The sequence below is a fragment of the Pseudomonas sp. B1(2018) genome (assembly GCF_003097365.1).
Taxonomy (GTDB): domain Bacteria; phylum Pseudomonadota; class Gammaproteobacteria; order Pseudomonadales; family Pseudomonadaceae; genus Aquipseudomonas; species Aquipseudomonas laurylsulfatiphila.
In genome coordinates this window covers 1-20,512 of sequence record NZ_PYUK01000012.1, presented here as the reverse complement: position 1 = coordinate 20,512, position 20,512 = coordinate 1, and the positions used below count along the sequence as shown (strand labels likewise).

Here is a 20,512-nt window from a genome sequence, read left to right as displayed (position 1 = left end):
ATACTCTCGACGGTCTCAGTTCACAGCGGACGTCGCTTCGACATGACGCGGCAAGGTAACCCTGATTCGGGTGCCGCGTTGGCTTTGAACATCAGCCGGGCTGTCGATGGTGATTTGTCCATAATGCTCTTCAACGATGGAATAGACCAGTGCAAGGCCCAGACCGGTGCCTTCGCCAGGGTCCTTGGTGGTGAAGAAAGGTTCGAACAATCGGTCCATGATGCTCGACGGAATACCGCTGCCTTCGTCCTCCACGATCAGATCGACCGTGTGTTCGCCGGCTTCGCTCTTGACCCGCACCGCACTGCCGGGAGGCGATGCGTCACGGGCGTTTGAGAGCAGGTTGATCAACACCTGGGCCAGCCGTTGCGGGTCGCCTTCGACCCAGTGCTCGGGGTCGCACAGGTTGTAGAACTGCACTTCGAAATTGCGTCGGTTCAGGGCCAGCAGGCCGATGGCATCCTGAGCCACTTCGGCCAGACAGACGGGCTCGTCGCTGTGCTGATGGCTGCCGGCATGGGCAAAGCTCATCAGCGACTGGACAATGCGCGACACGCGCTTGGTCTGCTCGAGGATCTGCCCGCTGATCTCCTTCAGCTCGCCGTCTTCCTCGCGTTCTTCGCGCAGGTTCTGCGCCAGGCACGCGATACCGGTGATCGGGTTGCCGATTTCATGGGCCACGCCGGCCGCCAGGCGACCGATGCTCGCCAGGCGCTCGGAGTGCACCAGTTTGTCCTCGAGCATCTGGGTTTCGGTCAGGTCTTCCACCAGCAACACCAGGCCACTGTTGCCCGGTGCCAGGGGTTCGTCGATCGCCGCTTTGTGCAGGTTCAGCCAGCGTGTCTGGCCGTCGAGGGCCAGGTGCTGCTTGTGCAAGTGCTCGTCCGGCAGATTGATGAAGCCTTGCAGCAGTTCTTTCCACGGATCGGCAATGGTGCTCAGGCGCGAACCGACCACACGCTGTGCGGCGATGCCGGTCAGTTCCTCCATGGCCTTGTTCCACATGAGGATTTCCTGATCTTTCGCCAGCGAGCACACGCCCATCGGCAATTCCTGCAGGGTCTGGCGGTGATAGCGACGCAGGGCATCGAGTTCGGCGGCCAGACCGGTCAGGCGCGAGTGGTAGTCCTCGAGTCGACTTTCGATGAAGTGAATGTCTTCGGTCACGTAGTTTTCGCCACCTGCCTTGTAAGGCAGGAACGTCTCGACCATGTCCTGGGCCACGCTCGGCCCCATCAGGCCGGAGAGGTTGGCTTCGATGCGGTCACGCAAGCGACGCAGGGCATAGGGTCGGCGTTCGTCGAATGGCAGATAAAGGTCGCGCAGCGCCTGTTCCACTTCTTTCTGTGCCGCTTTTGCACCCAATGGTTTTGCAAGCTGCGTGGCGAACTCCTGGGGTGAGGCCGCGTGCAGTTCGCGGCGTTGCGGGCGGCGCACGTTATCCACGGCACAGGCTTCGGCAGCGCTGGCCTCTTCGGTGCTGGCGTTGGTGAACAGCGAGATCAGGGTGAACATCAGTACGTTGGCCGCCAGCGAGGCAATCGCCGCCATGTGCCAACTGGTGTCGTCCAGCACGTAGATCATGTTCAGCAGCGGAATGTAGAAGCCCTGCAGGTTACCGACCAGCGGTAGCAACATGGTCACCAGCCACACCAGTATCCCTGCCAGCAAGCCGGCGATGAAGCCGCGACGGTTGGCTGTCGGCCAGTACAGGACCGAGAGCACGCCCGGCAGGAACTGCAACGTGGCGACGAACGCGACGATGCCGAGGTTGGCCAGGTCCTGTTCGGCACCGAGCATCAGGTAGAAGCCGTAGCCAGCCATGATGATCGCGACAATCAGCGCCCGGCGGGTCCACTTCAGCCAGCGGTAGATATTGCCTTCGGCCGGTGGCTGATAAAGCGGCAGTACCAGGTGGTTCAAGGCCATCCCCGACAGCGCCAGCGTGGTGACGATGATCAGGCCGCTGGCGGCGGACAGCCCGCCGACATAGGCCAGCAATGCCAAAGCCTTGCTGTTGGCGGCGATGCCTATGCCCAGGGTGAAGTATTCCGGATTGGTGGTGGCGCCCAGTTTCAGGCCGGCCCAGAGAATCAGCGGCACCGCCAGGCTCATCAGCAGCAGGAACAGCGGCAGGCCCCAGCTCGCACTGACCAGCGAACGTGGGTTGAGATTTTCGGTAAAGGTCATGTGATACATGTGCGGCATCACGATGGCCGAGGCGAAGAACACCAGCAACAGGGTGCGCCACGGGCCTTCCTGCAAAGGCGTGTGCAGGGCCGCGAGCGCAGTCTGGTTTTGCAGCAGCCAAAGCTCAAGCTGTTGCGGGCCGTCGAACACGCCGTAAAGCGCATACAACCCGACACCGCCGAGGGCGATCAGCTTGATCACCGACTCGAAGGCAATCGCGAACACCAGGCCTTCATGCTTTTCCCGGGTGGCGATGTGGCGGGAGCCGAAGAAAATCGTGAACAGCGTAATCAGTGCACAGAAACTCAGGGCCACGCGATTTTGTACAGGCTCGCGGGTGAGGATGCCGATGGAGTCGGCGACCGCCTGAATCTGCAGGGCCAGTAACGGCAATACGCCGACCAGCATGAAAATCGTGGTCAGCGCTCCGGCCCAGGTGCTGCGGAAGCGGAAGGCGAACAGGTCCGCCAAGGACGACAGTTGATAAGTGCGGGTGATCTTCAGGATCGGATAAAGCAACACCGGCGCCAGCAGAAAGGCTCCGGAAACACCCAGGTAGCTGGATAGAAAGCCGTAGCCGTACTGATAGGCCAGGCCCACGGTGCCGTAAAACGCCCAGGCACTGGCATAGACGCCCAGCGACAGGGTGTAGGTCAGCGGGTGGCGAATGATCGCCCGGGGAATCATGCCCCGTTCACTGATCCAGGCCACACCGAACAGCACCGCCAGGTATGCGGCGCTGATCAGGATCATCTGGGTCAGGCTAAAGCTCATCGGCATCTTTTTGGCTCTGCAGGATGAAGGTCACGACGATCAGAATCAGCCAGAGCAGATAAGGGCGATACCAGGCGCCAGTGGCGTCGATCCACCAATCCATGATGGCCGGGGAAAACAGGTAAATGCCCACTACCAAAAGCAGGACCAAGCGATAGATGTACATCCCGGCCTCTCTTTTTTATGTGCGTGCCCGAAAACGTGCGGCGATGGTAACGGATGGGCGCGCCACTGCAAGTGCGATCACAGCAGCTGTGCCTCGGGCAGGCTCAGTGTGCGCGGGATCAGCGAGGCATCCCAGTGGGCAATGCCCCAGTTCAGCACTTCCCGTGGCGTGGCGTAAACCAGTTCGGTTCCCGGGTTCTGTCCCAGCGCGCGCAGCGCCCGCAATAACAGGGGCGTTGCCTGATCCTCGGTCAACGGCGGCGAACGGTAGGACTTACCGAGTTTATGGCCATCAGGCTGAGTAATCAGCGGGATATGCAGATAGCGAGGTTGCGGCAGGCCGAGCAGTTCTTGCAGGTACAACTGGCGGGGCGTGGAGTCCAGCAGGTCGGCACCTCGAACGATATCGGTGATGCCCTGCCAGGCATCGTCCAGGACCACGGCCAGTTGATAGGCGTAGAGCCCGTCGCGACGGCGGATCACGAAATCGCCGACTTCCCGGCCCAGGTGCTGGCGGTACTCGCCCTGCACCCGGTCGAGGAAGTGGTACTCCAGTTCCGGTACGCGCAGGCGGATGGCGGCATCATCGGCCCCATGGCCGGCATTGCGGCACAACCCCGGATAAATCCCGTGATAGGGTTCCAGCTGTTTGCGCGAACAGGTGCAGGCGTAGGCCAGGCCGTGATTGAACAGGCGATTGAGCACCTCGGCGTAGGCGTCGTGCCGCTCGCTTTGGCGTACCAGGTCGCCATCCCACTCGAAGCCATAGCTTTCCAGGGCCTTGAGAATGGCCGCCTGGGCGCCGGGTTCCTCGCGGGGCGGATCAAGGTCTTCCATGCGCATCAGCCAGCGTCCGCCCACCGAGCGCGCATCGAGGTACGAGGCCAGCGCTGCGACCAGAGAACCGAAATGCAGATGGCCACTGGGCGTAGGGGCGAAGCGCCCGATGTAGGTGGATGAGGCGATGGCAGTCATAAGGGCAGTGTTACTTTTTCCAGGCTTGCGCTAACCACCTTGTGGGAGCGGGCTTGCTCGCGAAGAGGCCATCAGCTTCAACATCAATATAGGCTGACGCACCGCTTTCGCGAGCAAGCCCGCTCCCACAGGTTTGCTGCTGAGGCGAATTTTAGAAACAAAAACGGAGCGTTCGCACGCTCCGTTCTTCGTTCAAGTCGCAATTATTTGCCGACTTGCTTTTCCTTGATTTCCGCCAGGGTCTTGCAGTCGATGCACAGGTCGGCGGTAGGGCGCGCTTCGAGGCGCTTGACGCCGATCTCGATGCCGCAGGATTCACACCAGCCGTACTCTTCGTCTTCGATCAGCTGAAGTGTCTTGTCGATCTTCTTGATCAACTTGCGTTCACGATCGCGGGCACGCAGTTCGAGGGCGAATTCCTCTTCCTGGCTGGCACGGTCGGCCGGATCAGGAAAGTTGGCCGCTTCGTCCTTCATGTGGTCCACGGTCTTGTCGACACCTTCCATCAGCTCTTTTTTCCACTGATTCAGAACCTTGGTGAAGTGCTTGCGCATGGGCTCGCCCATATACTCTTCGCCAGCTTTCTGAACATAGGGCTCGAAGCCGCTGATTGCCTGGTTTTGCTGCTTTGCTTGGGTGGACATGAAATAGACCGCCTCTACTCTTGTAATCCATCTGCGCAGGATTGCTCCATCACCGACACCTGCCGGCCCTGCGGCTGCAAGCGGGCGAACTTACCAGATCAACTCGGGCCGCGCTACTCCCGGATGTCGAGCTTGCGGCTGATGGTGCTTGCCAATGATGACAAACCGTTGTCTGGCGGCTCCGGAACCCTGCTCAACTATTGATTTTAGTCAAACCTTGCGCACTCGCTTGAATCGTTTGTGGTCAAGGTTATAAGCCCTCTGACCGCTTTAGGTTCTCGCTCGTTCCTGCGCTTGGGTAGAATCGGTTTTTTCCCCCCTGTTGAAGGAAGGCCAATGGCTCAGCCCTACAGTGCCCGCAGTCGCGCGATCGAACCTTTCCATGTCATGGCGCTGTTGGCGCGGGCCAATGAATTGCAGGCGGCTGGCCACGATGTGATCCACCTGGAAATCGGTGAGCCGGACTTCACCACCGCCGAACCGATCATCCAGGCCGGCCAGGCTGCGCTGACAGCGGGGAAGACCCGTTACACCGCCGCGCGCGGCATTCCGGAACTGCGTGAGGCCATTTCGGGCTTTTATCAGCAGCGTTATGGCTTGAACATCGACCCTCGACGCATCCTCATCACACCCGGCGGGTCCGGCGCGTTGCTGCTGGCCAGTGCTTTGCTGGTCGACCCTGGCAAGCACTGGTTGCTGGCGGACCCGGGCTACCCCTGTAACCGGCACTTCCTGCGACTGGTCGAAGGCGCGGCGCAATTGGTACCGGTCGGTCCGGAGGTGCGTTATCAATTGACGCCTGGCCTGATCGAGCGTCATTGGGATCACGACAGCGTGGGCGCATTGGTGGCGTCGCCGGCCAATCCGACCGGCACGATCCTGACCCGCGAGGAGCTGGCGAAATTGTCTGTCGCGATCAAGGAGCGCCACGGTCATCTGGTGGTCGACGAGATCTATCACGGCCTGACCTACGGCACCGATGCGGCCAGCGTGCTGGAAGTCGACGACAGTGCCTTCGTGCTGAACAGCTTTTCGAAGTACTTCGGGATGACCGGTTGGCGGTTGGGATGGCTGGTGGCCCCTGACGCTGCCGTCGGTGAGCTGGAAAAGCTCGCCCAGAATCTCTACATCAGTGCTCCAAGTATGGCGCAGCACGCCGCGCTGGCCTGTTTCGAGCCGGCAACCATCAGCATTCTCGAAGAGCGTCGCGCCGAATTTGGCCGGCGTCGGGATTACCTGCTGCCGGCCTTGCGTGAATTGGGCTTCGGCATTGCCGTGGAACCGGAGGGGGCATTCTACTTGTACGCCGATATCAGCAAGTTCGGCGGCGATGCCTTCGCGTTCTGTAAACATTTTCTCGAGACCGAGCATGTGGCCTTCACCCCGGGGCTGGATTTCGGGCGTTATCAGGCCGGGCATCATGTGCGGTTCGCCTATACGCAAAATCTCGAGCGGTTGCAGGAAGCGGTCGAGCGCATTGCCCGTGGGTTGCGGAGCTGGCAAGGCTGATGCGATTTAATCCCCCCCTCGAAGAAGGTCGCCTGATTCGACGCTACAAGCGTTTTCTCGCCGATATCGAAACCGTTGACGGCGAGTTGCTGACCATTCACTGCCCGAATACAGGTTCGATGCTCAATTGTCAGGTCGAAGGCGGGCAGGTCTGGTTCAGCCGCTCCAACGACCCGAAACGCAAGTTGCCCGGCACCTGGGAGATCGGCGAAACCCCGCAAGGGCGGTTGTTTTGTGTGAACACCGCCCGGGCCAATGGTTTGGTCGAAGAGGCGCTGCGAGCGGGCGTCATCACGGAATTGAACGGCTTTACCGGACTCAAGCGCGAAGTGGCTTATGGTCAGGAAAACAGTCGTATCGATTTCCGGCTCGATTACCCCGAAGGGCCTGCCTACGTCGAGGTCAAAAGCGTGACCCTGGGTTTCGACGGTACGGCGGTGGCGGCGTTTCCCGATGCGGTCACCCAGCGTGGCGCCAAGCATCTGCGGGAACTGGCCCACCTGGCCAGGGACGGTATTCGCGGGGTGCAGTTGTACTGTGTTTGCCTGACCGGCATCGAGGCCGTGCGTCCGGCGCAGGAAATCGATGCGGCTTATGCGCAGGCCTTGCGTGAGGCCATTGAGTGTGGGGTCGAGGTGCTGGCTTACGCTGTGAGCTTGAATCACCAGGAAATGCTGATCGACCGGCGTCTGGACGTGTTGCCGGGCGGCTAAAGGCTGATCCAGATCCCTTGTTCGTCCTCGCGACAGGCCACTCTGGTCAAGGCTTGCCCCGCGCAAGGGCCGGCGACGCATTCGCCGTCTTCGATCAGGAACAGTGCGCCATGGGTGGCGCACTGGATCAGGCTGTTGCTGGGGTCGAGAAACTGGTCAGGATGCCACTCCAAAGCGACGCCCCGGTGCGGACAGCGATTGATGTAAACATGGACCTGGCCGCTGCGGCGCACCGCAAAAAGCTTTTGGCCGTCAATGTCGAAACCGCGACTGCTGTCATTGACCAGTTCGGCACCTGCACAAAGCAACTTCATCTCTATCCTCAGTCCCGCAGCTCGTGACCGGATAGGTCCGGGCTTGACGGTTAAATGCGATCAATTGGCCGTCTTGCCCGCCGGGGACAAGTGCCTATCGTCGAGGATACTTGGCCTGACCATTCGATGCCCGGGAAACTGATATGCGTCTGACCACCCGCGCTGTGGTGATCGGCATGGCGCATCCATCGCCGAATCCCGTCAGTGCTTTTCCACAGGCAAAAAAAGACCCGGCAAGAGCCGGGTCAAATAACCGTGATTAGCCTGATGAGGAGATAATCTGAGAGTCCGAACCAAGGGCTATTCAGAAAATCGACCAGTCTCGCGACCAGTTGTGATAATCATATCGATTCTCATTACCAAGTCAACCGCTGTTTTTTGATTTCCTTGCGATTCGCCGAATTGACCTCTGTAGACCCCGTAATCATTGGGTTTCAGGTTGCAAAGCTTCTGAAATATTTGTCGGATCAGTTCTTGTGGCGTGAAGAAATGGCTTCCAGTTGTTTGTTCAACGCTTCCTTGCGCTCGGCAGGGATGTCATTCCAGTGAACGTCCATCAGGGCGCCTTCAATTGCGTACAACAACACCTTGGACGCCCGAAAACCGCGCGTCCGCACGGCCCGATATGCATCCACCGCCCCGAGGCGACGCAAGTCCGATGCGCTATGGATGCCCACGGCATGCAGCCATTGCGCTGACGTCTTGCCAAGATTCTTCAGGTGTTGCAGTTCATCATTCATCAAGCCTCCTTGCGATGGCCGAATGGAGAGCGTGGGCAATCTTCTGAGGAGTGTAGCCATCAGTAGGAAAAGCGTGATTGTTTGCTCGTTTTCGACGCAAAAGCTTCTAAGAGACAAGCGTTGGCAGGGTGTAGAAGGTCGGCGAACGTGCAAGGAAGAGTCAGGGGGGGAGCAATCAGGGATGGCAAGTGAATATCCCTGCAGTCCAGCGCAATGGGGCGCTGGACGTGTCAGCCGGCAACGGTGATCAGCGGGTGCGGTAGCGCAAACGCGTGCCGAAGTTCATCGACATGAGGATTTCGTCGGCACTCAGTTCCACTGGAAAGTAGGTACCGGAGATTTGCGCGTGGGCCAGGCTCGCGCCTTCCAGGTTCGCTTTGCGAAAATCGATGCCGCGCAAGTCGGCGGAGCGGAAGTAGGCGTCGCTGAAGTCCACACCGTCGGCATTCAGTTCGCGCAGGTCCAGCCCCCGGAAATCTCCACCCACCATGTCGATAGGGCCATCCTTGGGGCGCTCACTGTTGAAGCCTCTGATGTCGTCTTTGTGCAGCAGGGCATAAAGCGGAGTGTCGAGAAGTTTTGGCTGGCTCATGTCGCATCACCTGATGGTTTTATGACGCCAGTATAGTGCCACTGTTTAACAGCCGTGAGGCCTGCGAGGGCCTCACGGCTGAAATAGTTTTTACAGGCCCGGCAGGCGTTGGCGAATCTGTTCCACAACGGTATCCAGGGTCCCGCTTTCGTTGGTCTGGACGCGTTTGCTGCAGAGGATTTCCGCGGGGGTCAGCGCCTCACGGCTGGCTTGTTGGGCTTCGATCACGGCCAGAGTGGCGTCGGACGGGTCCTTCTTGTCGGCCTGGCGTACGGCCAGCCAGCTTTCGATCACGGCCTGTGGTGCATTGCAGTCGAGGATCAGGAAGGGTGCACCCGTGGCCTCGGCCACCTTCGCCGCACTGTCACGCTGCTCACGCTTGAGGTAAGTGGCGTCGACCACCACCGGGAAGCCCGCACGCAGAATGACGTCGGCGATTTCGTGCAGGCGGGCATAGGTCGCCGCGCTGGCGTCGGCACTATAGATGCCGGCCTGTACATCATTCTCGACGGTCTGTTCGCCGAACAGGCGCTTGCGCTCGACATCGGAGCGCAGGCGAATCGCGCCCAGGGCTTCGACCAGGCGCATGGCGACATGGCTTTTACCGACAGCGGAAACGCCGTGGGTAATGGCCATGAAGCGCGAAGGAATGGTGCTGTAGCTTTCCGCGAGGTTGGCGTAGTTGCGGTACTGGCGCAGGGTCGTGGCGCGCTGCACTGCAGTGGCGTCGGCCGGCATGCTGAACAGGGCGACCTTGGCGCGAACCAGGGCGCGGTAGGCTTTATAGAAGTTCAGCAGTTCGAGGCCGCGATAGTCGCCGGTCAACTCCAGGTACTGGCTGACGAAACGGCGCGCCAGGCACTTCAGGCCGCGATCTTCCAGGTCCATCGCCAGGAAGCCGGTGTCGGCATAAACGTCGGTAAAACGGAACGGCTCGTTGAATTCGATGCAGTCGAAGATCACGACCTTGCCGTCGATCACGGTTGCGTTACCCAGGTGGATGTCACCGTGGCATTCACGAATGAAGCCTTCGGCCTTGCGCTGGGCGAGCAGTGGTTTGAGGCGCTCGAAGCTGCTTTCGGCCCAGGCTTGCAGGGCGTCGAGTTGCAACAGGTCGGCTTTGTCGCTGAGGAACGGACGAATCTGTTCGAAGTTCTGCCGTACCGGCGCCATGACGCTGTCCGGGGTGCCGGCTTCATGCCCGGCCGGCACTTTGGGGGCGTTGAGGTGGAAGCGGGCGATTTGCTCGGCCATCTCGTCGATGTGCGCGGTGGTCAATTCGCCATTGGCTTGCAGGGTGCTCAAGAGTCCGCTTTGCGGAAACTGGCGCATCTTCAGCAGATATTCGATGGCTGGCCCTTCGCCGCCCAATTGCGGAGCCTCGGCGCTGCCGGTGACGGGCAACACTGCCAGGTACAAATCGTCGGTCAGGCGCTGGTTCAGGCGCAGCTCTTCAGCGCAAAAATGTTCGCGAGCTTCAAGGCCGGTAAAGTCGAGAAAACCGAAGTTGACCGGTTTCTTCACTTTATAAGCGAAGGGGCCGGTGAGAATGACCCAGGAGATATGGGTTTCGATGACCTGGAATCCTTCTACCGGGTGCGGGTAGAGGGCAGGGTTTTGCAGGGCAGCGATCAAGGTCTGGCTCACAGGCGATCCTTCAGAGTCTGGAAAATCAAGGCCGTCATTATGGCTGCAAGTCCGCTTGACGCAAACCTCGGAGCGCTCCTGTTGAGTATGAATAAAGTGCGTATAATCCGCCGCCATGACTCGTACTCGAACTCCCCGTACCCCCAAAAAACCACCCTCCAGGGGCCTGCGCCCGTGGCTGGGCTGGGCCATTAAACTCAGTCTGGTCGGCCTGGTAGTGCTGGCCGGATTCGCCGTTTACCTTGATGCGATCGTCCAGGAGAAGTTCTCCGGCAAGCGCTGGACCATTCCGGCCAAGGTTTACGCACGTCCGCTCGAGCTGTTCGTCGGACAAAAGCTGAGCCGGGATGATTTCCTGACCGAGCTCGATGCCCTGGGTTATCGCCGTGAAAGCGTGGCCAACGGTCCGGGCGCGGCGTCGGTGAACGGCAATACCGTTGACCTGAACACCCGTGGCTTCCAGTTCTACGAAGGCATGGAGCAGGCGCAACCGGTGCGGGTGCGTTTCTCCGGCGATTACGTGGCCGAGCTGGCGGGGGCAAAAGGCTCGAAACTGTCGGTGGTGCGCCTGGAGCCGCTGTTGATCGGTGGCCTGTACCCGAAAAACCTTGAAGACCGGATTCTGATCAAGATCGATCAGGTGCCGCCGTATCTGCTGGAAACGCTGGTGGCTGTCGAGGACCGCGATTTTTATCATCACTTCGGTGTTTCGCCGAAGTCGATCGCCCGAGCGATCTGGGTCAACGGTTCATCCGGCCGCATGCGTCAGGGCGGCAGTACCCTGACTCAGCAGTTGGTCAAGAACTTCTACCTGACCAACGAGCGCAGTCTGAGCCGCAAGCTCACCGAAGCGATGATGGCGCTGCTGCTTGAACTGCATTACGACAAACGCGAAATCCTTGAGGCTTACCTCAACGAAGTATTTATCGGGCAGGACGGTCAGCGCGCGGTGCACGGTTTCGGTCTGGCCAGCCAGTTCTTCTTCAGTCAGCCGCTGGCCGAACTCAAGCTGCATCAAGTCGCACTGCTGGTGGGGATGGTCAAAGGGCCGTCTTCCTACAACCCGCGTCGTTATCCGGAACGTGCCCTTGAGCGGCGCAACCTGGTACTCGATGTGCTGCAGGAGCAGGGCGTCGCGACTGCCGAACAGGTTGAGGCGGCGAAGAAAATGCCGCTGGGCGTGACCAAGCGCGGCAGTCTGGCGGACAGCTCGTTCCCCGGCTTCCTCGATCTGGTCAAGCGCCAGTTGCGCGAAGACTATCGCGACGAAGACTTGACCGAGGAAGGCCTGCGCATCTTCACCAGTTTCGACCCGATCCTGCAGATGAAGGCTGAGGCCTCGGTCAACGACACCTTCAAGCGCCTGGCCGGGCGCAAGGGTTCCGATGACGTCGAGGCGGCCATGGTCGTGACCAACCCGGAGACCGGCGAAGTACAGGCCATGATCGGCAGTCGCCAGGCCAGTTTTGCCGGGTTCAACCGGGCGCTGGATGCTGTGCGGCCGATCGGCTCGTTGATCAAGCCGGCGGTGTACCTGACCGCGCTGGAGAAGCCGAGCCAGTACACGTTGACCAGCTGGCTGTCGGACGAGTCCTTCTCGGTCAAGGGCGCCGACGGCCAGGTCTGGAAGCCGCAGAACTATGATCGTCGTTCTCACGGTACCGTCTTCCTCTATCAGGGTCTGGCGCATTCCTACAACCTGTCGACCGCGCGTCTCGGCCTGGCGGTCGGTGTGCCGAACGTTCTGAAGACGGTGGAGCGCCTGGGGGTGTCTCGTGAATTCCCGGCCTTCCCCTCGATGTTGCTCGGTGCTGGCGGGATGACGCCCATCGAAGTGGCGACCATGTACCAGACCCTCGCCAACGGTGGCTTCAATACGCCGATGCGCGGGATTCGCAGCGTGCTGACGGCCGAAGGCGAGCCGCTCAAGCGTTATCCGTTCCAGATTCAGCAGCGTTTCGATCCGGCCTCCATTTACCTGATCCAGAGCGCCATGCAGCGCGTGATGCGAGAAGGTACCGGCAGCTCGGTTTACAACGTGTTGCCAAGAACGCTGAACCTCGCGGGTAAAACCGGCACCAGTAACGACTCGCGAGACAGTTGGTTTGCCGGTTTCAGCCAGGACTTGCTGGCGGTGGTCTGGCTGGGGCGCGATGACAACGGCAAGACGCCATTCACGGGTGCCACCGGTGCCTTGCAGGTCTGGACCAGCTTCATGCGCAAGGCCGACCCGTTGCCGCTGGACATGCCGCAGCCGGATAATATCGTTCAGGCCTGGGTGGATTCGCGAACCGGGCAAGGTTCTGACGCCGGTTGCCCCGGTGCCGTGCAGATGCCGTATATTCGCGGCAGCGAACCGCCTCCCGGTGCCGCTTGCGGTGGTGAAAGCCCTGCCGAGTCGGTGATGGATTGGGTCAAGGGCTGGATGAATTAAGCAAAGAGGGTTTCAAGTGAACAAGTGGTTGATTCCAGCGGTTGCCGCCGTAGCTTTGCTCAGCGGTTGTTCTACCGTCCAACGTGGTTCGATTCCGGTTGTGGATTCCGGTACTGCGGTGTCCAACAGTGAGCGGATCTCGGCCAATGGCGGCTTCCGCCAGACGACCGTCAAGCGCCCTGTACAAGGTCAGTCGCAGACCCAGGCGATTCCGCAAGGTGACAGCGGCGTCGTGGTGATGGTGCCAGGCGCTGCAACGACTTCCACGCCAATCAGCACTACGCCTATTACCCCGGGGCCGATCACGCCGGGGCCGATTGACACGTCGCCGGTACAGTCGGCGCCGATCAATCAGGGCAGCTACAGCATGCCGTCGTCGCCAAGCGGGATTCCGTCGGCCAGTTCGGGCGGGCTCTCTGCCGACGAGCAACTGGACGGTCCGGTACTGGCTTTGCTGACCACCGCTCAGCAGCAACAGGCGAGCGGTGATCTCAACGGTGCCTCTTCCAGCCTTGAGCGCGCCCAGCGCGTTGCTCCGCGTGAACCGCAGGTGCTGTACCGTCTGGCGCAGGTGCGGATGGCTCAAGGCGATGCGGCCCAGGCCGAGCAGTTCGCTCGCCGTGGGCTGACGTTGGCCAATGGGCGTCCGGCCCTTCAGGCCAACTTGTGGGAGCTGATTGCCCAGGCACGTGAAAAGCAGGGTGACGCCCAGGGCGCGGCACTGGCGCGCCAGAAGGCCAAGGTAACGCTGTGATGGATGCGCGCTTTCTGAAAATCGCCGATCAACTGCTGTTGATCGAGCGCGAGTTGCGGGTGCAAGGCTGGTGGGACGAGGTCTCGCCATCGGCCGAAGCGCTTTCCAGTGTCGAGCCGTTTTCGGTCGATACACTGGATTTCGAGCAATGGCTGCAATGGATCTTCCTGCCGCGCATGAAGATGATCCTCGAGCAGGATTTGCCGCTACCCAATGCTTCGGGCATTCAGGAAATGGCTGAAATGGTCTTTGCCGGACGCAATGTCCAGGGCAGGGATCGGCAGTTGCAGGTATTGCTCAAGCAGTTTGATCAGTTGATAGCCGCCTCTCGCTGAGCCAGAAGCTGCCAGCGTCTGCTGGCAGTTGTCCACAATCTCTCTCTATTTTGTCGGCCGTTGCAGGGTAAGTGCATGCGCGTGCCAATTTTTTGCCAAAAGTTGCGCAATCGAAGCTAACACAGGGCGGATTTACGGGTTTTTTCTTGCGTTCTCATGTGCTTAGTAGAATAAAGCTCATAGACGACTTGACTTGCGAAGGGCGAAACAGAAGAATCCAAAGTCCGCTGTACAGGGACTGCCAGAAGCAGACCCTCTCAGCAGATCATGAGGCGCATATCCGCGTCGACCTGTTACACCCGCAACGCGTTACCTCGCGCTGGGTGGGAAAGCCCCGCAACACTTGGGACGATCCCAATACTTGCTCAGTCAGTGCTGACGTAGTCGGCGACCACCGTCGCTCATGCTCTGCTGAGAAGTAAACCTATTAAGACCCGTCCCATTTTTCGTGGGCGGTATTCTGGCGTTTTAGAGGTGAGCAACGTGGAGCTTTTATCTGGCGGTGAGATGCTCGTCCGCTTTTTGCGCGACGAAGGCGTCAAATATATCTACGGGTACCCGGGTGGTGCTCTTCTTCATGTCTACGATGCCCTGTTCAAAGAACCGGAAGTGACCCACATCCTGGTTCGTCACGAGCAAGCGGCTACCCATATGGCTGACGGCTACGCCCGTGCCACCGGTAAAGCCGGTGTGGTGCTGGTGACTTCCGGCCCGGGCGCGACAAACGCCATCACCGGTATTGCCACGGCCTATATGGACTCCATTCCGATGGTGGTCATTTCCGGCCAGGTGCCGAGCACCATGGTTGGCACCGACGCATTCCAGGAAACCGACATGATCGGTATCTCCCGGCCGATCGTGAAACACAGCTTCATGATCAAGCACGCGTCGGAAATCCCGGAAGTCATGAAGAAAGCCTTCTACCTGGCGCAATCCGGTCGCCCTGGTCCGGTCGTTGTCGATATTCCGAAAGACATGACCAACCCGGCCGAGAAGTTCGAATACGTCTTCCCGAAAAAAGCCAAGCTGCGTTCCTACAGCCCGGCTGTTCGCGGTCACTCCGGTCAAATCCGCAAGGCGGCAGAAATGCTCCTGGCGGCCAAGCGTCCTGTGTTGTACTCGGGCGGCGGCGTGATCCTCGGCGGTGGTTCCGCACCACTGACCGAACTGGCGAAGATGCTCAACCTGCCAGTGACCAATACCCTGATGGGCCTCGGTGGCTACCCAGGCACCGACCGTCAGTTCATCGGCATGCTCGGCATGCACGGCAGCTACACCGCCAACCTGGCGATGCACCATGCTGACGTGATCCTCGCTGTCGGCGCGCGTTTCGACGACCGTGTCATCAACGGCGCGTCGAAGTTCTGCCCGAACGCCAAGATCATTCACATCGACATCGACCCGGCTTCGATCTCCAAGACCATCAAGGCCGACGTGCCGATCGTGGGTCCGGTCGAGAGTGTCCTGACCGAAATGGTCGCGATCCTCAAGGAAATCGGCGAGACCCCGAACAAGGAGTCCGTTGCCAGCTGGTGGAAGCAAGTCGATGAGTGGCGCGGTGATCGTGGCCTGTTCCCTTATGACAAGGGCGACGGCAGCGTCATCAAGCCGCAGGCCGTGATCGAAACCCTGTGCGAAGTGACCAAGGGTGATGCCTTTGTAGCCTCCGACGTGGGTCAGCACCAGATGTTCGCGGCGCAGTACTACACGTTCAACAAGCCGAACCGCTGGATCAACTCCGGTGGCCTGGGCACCATGGGCTTCGGTTTTCCGGCGGCCATGGGCATCAAGTTGAGCTTCCCGGATGACGACGTCGTTTGCGTCACTGGGGAGGGCAGTATCCAGATGAACATTCAGGAGCTGTCGACCTGCCTGCAATACGGTTTGCCGGTCAAGATCGTCATCCTGAACAACGGTGTGCTGGGCATGGTTCGCCAGTGGCAGGACATGAGCTACGGCAGCCGCCATTCTCATTCCTATATGGAATCGTTGCCTGACTTCGTCAAACTGGCAGAGGCCTACGGTCACGTTGGCGTGCGTATCACCGATTCGAAGGACTTGAAGTCGAAGATGGAAGAGGCGTTCGCCATGAAAGATCGCCTGGTGGTGATCGACATTTCGGTCGACACCAGCGAGCACGTCTATCCGATGCAGATCAAAGACGGCTCCATGCGCGATATGTGGCTGAGCAAGACGGAGCGTACTTAATCATGCGGCACATTATTTCCTTGCTTCTGGAAAACGAACCCGGCGCTCTGTCTCGCGTGGTTGGCCTGTTCTCGCAGCGCAACTACAACATCGAAAGCCTGACCGTGGCCCCAACCGAAGACCCGACCCTTTCGCGTCTGACGCTGACCACTGTCGGTCACGATGAAGTCATCGAGCAGATCACCAAGAACCTGAACAAGCTGATCGAAGTGGTAAAACTGGTCGACCTGTCGGAAAGTGCTCACATCGAGCGCGAACTGATGTTGGTCAAGGTCAAGGCCACCGGCGCCCAGCGCGCCGAGATCAAGCGCACTACCGATATTTACCGTGGGCAGATCGTCGATGTCAGCGCCAGCGTGTATACCGTTCAACTGACCGGTACCAGCGACAAGCTCGACAGCTTCATTCAGTCCATCGGCACCGCCTCGATTCTGGAAACCGTCCGTAGCGGCGTGACCGGCATTGCCCGCGGCGACAAAGTACTCAGCATCTAAACCAAATTAGCGAACGGCCTGAACGGCCTGATATAGGGGAAATTCATGAAAGTTTTCTACGATAAAGACTGCGACCTGTCGATCATCCAGGGCAAGAAAGTTGCCATCATCGGTTACGGTTCCCAAGGCCACGCTCAGGCGTGCAACCTGAAAGATTCCGGCGTTGACGTGACTGTAGGTCTGCGTAAAGGTTCGGCTACCGTTGCCAAGGCAGAAGCCCACGGCCTGAAAGTGACCGACGTTGCTTCGGCTGTTGCAGCGGCCGACCTGGTCATGATCCTGACCCCGGACGAGTTCCAGTCCTCCCTGTACAAGAACGAAATCGAGCCGAACATCAAGAAAGGCGCCACCCTGGCCTTCTCCCACGGCTTCGCGATCCACTACAACCAGGTTGTGCCGCGCGCTGACCTCGACGTGATCATGATCGCGCCGAAGGCTCCAGGCCACACCGTACGTTCCGAATTCGTGAAGGGCGGCGGTATCCCTGACCTGATCGCTATCTACCAGGACGCCTCGGGCAACGCCAAGAACGTTGCGCTGTCCTACGCTGCCGGCGTTGGCGGCGGCCGTACCGGCATCATCGAAACCACTTTCAAGGACGAGACCGAAACCGACCTGTTCGGCGAGCAAGCCGTTCTGTGTGGCGGTACCGTTGAGCTGGTAAAAGCCGGTTTCGAAACCCTGGTTGAAGCTGGCTACGCGCCGGAAATGGCCTACTTCGAGTGCCTGCACGAACTGAAGCTGATCGTTGACCTCATGTACGAAGGCGGTATCGCCAACATGAACTACTCGATCTCCAACAACGCCGAATACGGCGAGTACGTGACCGGCCCGGAAGTCATCAACGCCGAGTCCCGTCAGGCCATGCGCAACGCCCTGAAACGTATTCAGGACGGCGAATACGCCAAGATGTTCATCAGCGAAGGCGCTACCGGCTATCCTTCGATGACCGCCAAGCGTCGTAACAACGCCGCTCACGGTATCGAAATCATCGGTGAGCAACTGCGCTCCATGATGCCGTGGATCGGTGCCAACAAGATCGTCGACAAAGCCAAAAACTAAGTCACGCCCTTGTACGAAAAACGCGGCTTAGGCCGCGTTTTTTCGTTTGGGAGAGCGGTTCTGGTATAAAGCTGCATCGTTTGCGGCCGAACCGTCGTCCCAGACACCTGTCCAAACTTTCCACCCCGTTGCAAGGTAATGTCCATGAGCGAACGCCCCGAAGAGCCAAACCAGGCTTCTGACGCCGAAAGCCTGCTGCCCATCGATGAACATGTCGAGGAGGGCCATGACGCTGAAGGTCGTAAAGTCCGGCATCGTGGTATCTATCTTCTGCCGAACCTGTTTACCACTGCGAACCTGTTCGCAGGGTTTTACTCCATCATCAACTCGATGAGCGCCCAGGCGGCCCTGAGTGCGGGTGACTCGGCCAATGCGAGCAAGTATTTCGCGTTTGCGGCCATCGCGATCTTCGTTGCCATGGTGCTCGATGGCCTTGATGGCCGCGTGGCGCGTATGACCAATACCCAGAGCGCCTTCGGTGCCGAGTACGACTCGCTGTCGGACATGGTTGCCTTTGGTGTCGCACCGGCATTGCTGGCCTTTGGTTGGGCGCTGGGTGACATGGGCAAGGTTGGCTGGATGGTCGCCTTCATTTATGTCGCGGGTGCGGCGCTGCGTCTCGCACGTTTCAACACTCAGGTCGGTACGGCGGACAAGCGCTACTTTATCGGGCTGGCCAGCCCGGCGGCGGCGGGTGTTGTTGCAGGCATCGTCTGGGCATTCAGCGATTACGGCATTCAGGGCTCGAAGATGTCCTTCCTGGTTGCGCTGATGGTGGCGGCGGCCGGCATGCTGATGGTCAGCAACATCAAGTACAACAGCTTCAAGGAACTGGACCTGAAAGGGCGCGTGCCGTTCGTGGCGATTCTCGCTGTGGTGCTGGTGTTTGCGGTGGTGTTCAGTGATCCGCCGCGCATCCTGTTGCTGGTGTTTCTCGCCTATGCAGCCTCCGGCCCGGTTCAATACCTGTTACGTCTTCGCCGTAACAAGAGCGCGTAATTTCCCTCATACTCCGCAGTCTATGGGTGCATCTGTCCTCCAAAGCTGCGGAGTAACCATGCTGATCAAAGTCACCAGAACGTCCGACTGTCATGAGTCGGACGTCACGCCTGAATCCCTCTATCTGTCTCGACGCAAAGTGCTCGGTGCCACGGTTGCCGGCTTCGCTTTGGGCAGCCTGCCGCAATGGGCCAGCGCTGGCGATGCTGCGCGTTACCCGGATGTCGAACCCGGCAAGGCGCCTTCCTGGTTCAGCGAAAAACTTCCTGCTACCCAGTGGGGTGCGGTCAACGTCAAGGATGAGGCGATCACGCCGTTCAAGGATGCGACCCACTACAACAACTTCTACGAGTTCGGCACCGACAAGGGGGATCCGGCCGCCAATGCCGGCGCGCTGAAGACTGAGCCGTGGTCGGTGGTCGTGGACGGGGAGGTGGGCAAGCCAGGGCGGTATGCGCTGGAGGATTTCATGAAGCCGTACCAGCTTGAGGAGCGAATCTACCGACTGCGTTGTGTAGAAGCCTGGTCGATGGTCATTCCCTGGATCGGCTTTCCCCTCTCGGCGTTACTCAAGGAAGTAGAGCCGAACTCGAAAGCCAGATTCATCCGCTTCGAAACCCTGCAGGATTCCAAAAGCATGCCGGGGCAACGCTCCGGTTTTGCCTTGATCGACTGGCCCTATATAGAAGGGCTGCGTCTGGATGAGGCGATGAACCCGTTGGCGATTCTTGCGGTAGGCATGTACGGGCGTGAGTTGCCTAATCAAAACGGCGCGCCGTTGCGTTTGGTGGTGCCCTGGAAATATGGCTTCAAGAGCATCAAGTCCATTGTGCGCATCAGTCTGGTCAGCGAGCAGCCGAAAACCACCTGGCAAAGTATTGCTCCGGATGAGTATGGCTTTTATGCGAACGTGAATCCCACGGTTGATCATCCTCGCTGGACTCAGGCTCGTGAACGCCGCCTGCCGAGCGGTTTATTCAAGCCCAATGTGCGCGATACGCAAATGTTCAACGGCTATTCAGAGGAAGTTGCCTCTCTATATATGGGGCTCGACCTGAGGAAGAATTACTGATGCGCTATCCGTTTTGGCGTATCGGTGTCTTTGTCGTGGTACTGGTGTGGCCGCTGCTGTGGTTGTCTCAGGCCTGGGGGGATGTCCTCGGGCCGGATCCGGGCAAGGTACTGGTCGATCGATTGGGGTTGGGGGCGCTTGTTCTGCTGCTCGTGACTTTGGGTATGACGCCTTTGCAGAGGCTCACCGGTTGGCCAGGGTGGATTGTTGTGCGGCGACAGTTGGGGTTGTGGTGTTTTGCCTATGTAGTGCTCCACCTCAGTAGCTATGCCGCATTCATTCTTGGTTTTGACTGGTCGCAATTGGGTGTCGAGTTGCGCAAGCGGCCTTACATTATTGTCGGGGCGCTGGGCTTTCTTGGTTTGCTGGCATTGGCGGTGACGTCCAATCGATACAGTCAGCGGCGATTGCGGGCGAGTTGGAAGAAGTTGCATCGCCTGGCTTACGTCATTCTCGGGCTTGGATTGCTGCATATGCTCTGGATTGTGCGTGCCGACCTCAAAGAGTGGGTGATCTATGCGTCTATAGGTGCGTTGTTGTTAGTGCTGCGGCTACCGCCCGTAGCTCGTCGAATCCCTCGTTTAACGGCTAAAAAGGCCTCTTCTGCCAAATAGGCGTAAATAGGTGTTGACGGCAGATTCTGGAGGCCTATAATTCGCCCCACTTCCGGCGCAGTCGAAACGGAAAACTCCTTGATAAACAAAGAGTTACGCAGTTTTCGGCGGCAGGTTGCTTCAGTTCATCGAAGCGCCAAGGAAGTTGAAAAAGAGGTGTTGACAGCAGCGAGTAACGCTGTAGAATTCGCCTCCCGCTGACGAGAGATCGAAGGCGCAAGTGGTTGAAGTTGTTAAGGATTCCTTGAAAACTTCTGAAAAAAATCACTTGACAGCA

The 20,512-nt window shown here is 59.2% G+C and carries 19 protein-coding genes; 11 read left to right on the top strand and 8 right to left on the bottom strand.

Annotation, left to right across the window (positions count from 1 at the left end):
* Positions 1-15 precede the first annotated feature (15 nt).
* From C9422_RS19150 to dksA, 4 genes are all read right to left on the bottom strand, one after another.
* Complete coding sequence (locus C9422_RS19150) at positions 16-2,970, bottom strand: sensor histidine kinase (RefSeq protein WP_007971103.1); 2,955 nt, start codon at positions 2,968-2,970, stop codon at positions 16-18.
* Positions 2,954-3,130, bottom strand: a complete 177-nt coding sequence (locus C9422_RS19145) for a hypothetical protein (protein WP_003176118.1) — start codon at positions 3,128-3,130, stop codon at positions 2,954-2,956. Before C9422_RS19145 ends, C9422_RS19150 begins: the two co-directional genes overlap by 17 nt.
* Positions 3,131-3,207: 77 nt before the next feature.
* The gene (gene gluQRS, locus C9422_RS19140) at positions 3,208-4,104 is read right to left on the bottom strand and encodes a tRNA glutamyl-Q(34) synthetase GluQRS (RefSeq protein ID WP_116581783.1); all 897 of its coding nucleotides are present in this window, start codon (positions 4,102-4,104) and stop codon (positions 3,208-3,210) included.
* 203 nt (positions 4,105-4,307) lie between these two features.
* Positions 4,308-4,748, bottom strand: a complete 441-nt coding sequence (gene dksA / locus C9422_RS19135; protein ID WP_007971100.1) for an RNA polymerase-binding protein DksA — start codon at positions 4,746-4,748, stop codon at positions 4,308-4,310.
* Positions 4,749-5,084: 336 nt separating this feature from the next.
* Here dksA and C9422_RS19130 point away from each other — a divergent pair, with 336 nt between their 5' ends.
* Positions 5,085-6,257: a pyridoxal phosphate-dependent aminotransferase gene (locus C9422_RS19130; RefSeq protein ID WP_116581782.1), complete on the top strand. Its 1,173-nt coding sequence runs from the start codon at positions 5,085-5,087 to the stop codon at positions 6,255-6,257.
* Positions 6,257-6,970, top strand: coding sequence for a DNA/RNA nuclease SfsA (gene sfsA, locus C9422_RS19125; protein WP_116581781.1), 714 nt, complete (start codon positions 6,257-6,259; stop codon positions 6,968-6,970). The genes C9422_RS19130 and sfsA overlap by 1 nt, the downstream gene beginning before the upstream one ends.
* Here the strand turns inward: sfsA and C9422_RS19120 are convergent.
* The 4 genes from C9422_RS19120 to C9422_RS19105 form a co-directional block, all read right to left on the bottom strand.
* The gene (locus C9422_RS19120) at positions 6,967-7,284 is read right to left on the bottom strand and encodes a Rieske (2Fe-2S) protein (RefSeq protein ID WP_015096854.1); all 318 of its coding nucleotides are present in this window, start codon (positions 7,282-7,284) and stop codon (positions 6,967-6,969) included. The two genes, sfsA and C9422_RS19120, sit on opposite strands and share 4 nt — an antisense overlap.
* 467 nt (positions 7,285-7,751) lie before the next feature.
* Positions 7,752-8,024 carry a TfoX/Sxy family protein gene (locus C9422_RS19115; protein ID WP_007971093.1) on the bottom strand — a complete coding sequence of 91 codons (273 nt, stop codon included), beginning with the start codon at positions 8,022-8,024 and terminating at the stop codon, positions 7,752-7,754.
* Between the two features lie 247 nt (positions 8,025-8,271).
* Complete coding sequence (locus C9422_RS19110) at positions 8,272-8,616, bottom strand: pentapeptide repeat-containing protein (protein WP_102701635.1); 345 nt, start codon at positions 8,614-8,616, stop codon at positions 8,272-8,274.
* Positions 8,617-8,706: 90 nt separating this feature from the next.
* A complete protein-coding gene (locus C9422_RS19105; RefSeq protein ID WP_116581780.1) occupies positions 8,707-10,263 on the bottom strand; it encodes a bifunctional aminoglycoside phosphotransferase/ATP-binding protein in 1,557 nt (518 codons plus the stop codon).
* Positions 10,264-10,378: 115 nt separating this feature from the next.
* On the opposite strand from C9422_RS19105, the gene mrcB reads away from it, so the two are divergent.
* From mrcB to msrQ, 9 genes are all read left to right on the top strand, one after another.
* Positions 10,379-12,697 carry a penicillin-binding protein 1B gene (gene mrcB, locus C9422_RS19100; RefSeq protein ID WP_116581779.1) on the top strand — a complete coding sequence of 773 codons (2,319 nt, stop codon included), beginning with the start codon at positions 10,379-10,381 and terminating at the stop codon, positions 12,695-12,697.
* Between the two features lie 16 nt (positions 12,698-12,713).
* Complete coding sequence (locus C9422_RS19095; RefSeq protein WP_116581778.1) at positions 12,714-13,451, top strand: tetratricopeptide repeat protein; 738 nt, start codon at positions 12,714-12,716, stop codon at positions 13,449-13,451.
* Complete coding sequence (locus tag C9422_RS19090) at positions 13,451-13,786, top strand: YqcC family protein (protein ID WP_116581777.1); 336 nt, start codon at positions 13,451-13,453, stop codon at positions 13,784-13,786. Before C9422_RS19095 ends, C9422_RS19090 begins: the two co-directional genes overlap by 1 nt.
* Positions 13,787-14,269: 483 nt before the next feature.
* Complete coding sequence (locus C9422_RS19085; RefSeq protein WP_015096847.1) at positions 14,270-15,994, top strand: acetolactate synthase 3 large subunit; 1,725 nt, start codon at positions 14,270-14,272, stop codon at positions 15,992-15,994.
* 2 nt (positions 15,995-15,996) lie between these two features.
* Positions 15,997-16,488 (top strand): acetolactate synthase small subunit, encoded by a 492-nt coding sequence (ilvN, locus tag C9422_RS19080; RefSeq protein WP_003176102.1) that lies wholly within the window; start codon positions 15,997-15,999, stop codon positions 16,486-16,488.
* A 45-nt stretch (positions 16,489-16,533) separates the two neighbouring features.
* Positions 16,534-17,550 carry a ketol-acid reductoisomerase gene (ilvC, locus tag C9422_RS19075; protein ID WP_003228216.1) on the top strand — a complete coding sequence of 339 codons (1,017 nt, stop codon included), beginning with the start codon at positions 16,534-16,536 and terminating at the stop codon, positions 17,548-17,550.
* Between the two features lie 144 nt (positions 17,551-17,694).
* Positions 17,695-18,549 (top strand): CDP-diacylglycerol--serine O-phosphatidyltransferase, encoded by an 855-nt coding sequence (gene pssA, locus C9422_RS19070; protein ID WP_007971084.1) that lies wholly within the window; start codon positions 17,695-17,697, stop codon positions 18,547-18,549.
* 58 nt (positions 18,550-18,607) lie between these two features.
* Positions 18,608-19,621, top strand: a complete 1,014-nt coding sequence (gene msrP, locus C9422_RS19065) for a protein-methionine-sulfoxide reductase catalytic subunit MsrP (protein ID WP_116581776.1) — start codon at positions 18,608-18,610, stop codon at positions 19,619-19,621.
* On the top strand, positions 19,621-20,235 hold the full coding sequence (gene msrQ, locus C9422_RS19060) for a protein-methionine-sulfoxide reductase heme-binding subunit MsrQ (protein ID WP_116581775.1): 615 nt from the start codon (positions 19,621-19,623) through the stop codon (positions 20,233-20,235). Before msrP ends, msrQ begins: the two co-directional genes overlap by 1 nt.
* The last annotated feature ends 277 nt before the right edge of the window (positions 20,236-20,512 follow it).

Bases quoted from the DNA above. Each gene is read 5' to 3' on its own strand.
- C9422_RS19150 (WP_007971103.1), bottom strand. From the start codon at position 2,970: ATGCCGATGAGCTTTAGCCTGACCCAGATGATCCTGATCAGCGCCGCA.
- C9422_RS19145 (WP_003176118.1), bottom strand. From the start codon at position 3,130: ATGTACATCTATCGCTTGGTCCTGCTTTTGGTAGTGGGCATTTACCTG.
- gluQRS (WP_116581783.1), bottom strand. From the start codon at position 4,104: ATGACTGCCATCGCCTCATCCACCTACATCGGGCGCTTCGCCCCTACG.
- dksA (WP_007971100.1), bottom strand. From the start codon at position 4,748: ATGTCCACCCAAGCAAAGCAGCAAAACCAGGCAATCAGCGGCTTCGAG.
- C9422_RS19130 (WP_116581782.1), top strand. From the start codon at position 5,085: ATGGCTCAGCCCTACAGTGCCCGCAGTCGCGCGATCGAACCTTTCCAT.
- sfsA (WP_116581781.1), top strand. From the start codon at position 6,257: ATGCGATTTAATCCCCCCCTCGAAGAAGGTCGCCTGATTCGACGCTAC.
- C9422_RS19120 (WP_015096854.1), bottom strand. From the start codon at position 7,284: ATGAAGTTGCTTTGTGCAGGTGCCGAACTGGTCAATGACAGCAGTCGC.
- C9422_RS19115 (WP_007971093.1), bottom strand. From the start codon at position 8,024: ATGAATGATGAACTGCAACACCTGAAGAATCTTGGCAAGACGTCAGCG.
- C9422_RS19110 (WP_102701635.1), bottom strand. From the start codon at position 8,616: ATGAGCCAGCCAAAACTTCTCGACACTCCGCTTTATGCCCTGCTGCAC.
- mrcB (WP_116581779.1), top strand. From the start codon at position 10,379: ATGACTCGTACTCGAACTCCCCGTACCCCCAAAAAACCACCCTCCAGG.
- C9422_RS19090 (WP_116581777.1), top strand. From the start codon at position 13,451: ATGGATGCGCGCTTTCTGAAAATCGCCGATCAACTGCTGTTGATCGAG.
- ilvN (WP_003176102.1), top strand. From the start codon at position 15,997: ATGCGGCACATTATTTCCTTGCTTCTGGAAAACGAACCCGGCGCTCTG.
- ilvC (WP_003228216.1), top strand. From the start codon at position 16,534: ATGAAAGTTTTCTACGATAAAGACTGCGACCTGTCGATCATCCAGGGC.
- pssA (WP_007971084.1), top strand. From the start codon at position 17,695: ATGAGCGAACGCCCCGAAGAGCCAAACCAGGCTTCTGACGCCGAAAGC.
- msrP (WP_116581776.1), top strand. From the start codon at position 18,608: ATGCTGATCAAAGTCACCAGAACGTCCGACTGTCATGAGTCGGACGTC.
- msrQ (WP_116581775.1), top strand. From the start codon at position 19,621: ATGCGCTATCCGTTTTGGCGTATCGGTGTCTTTGTCGTGGTACTGGTG.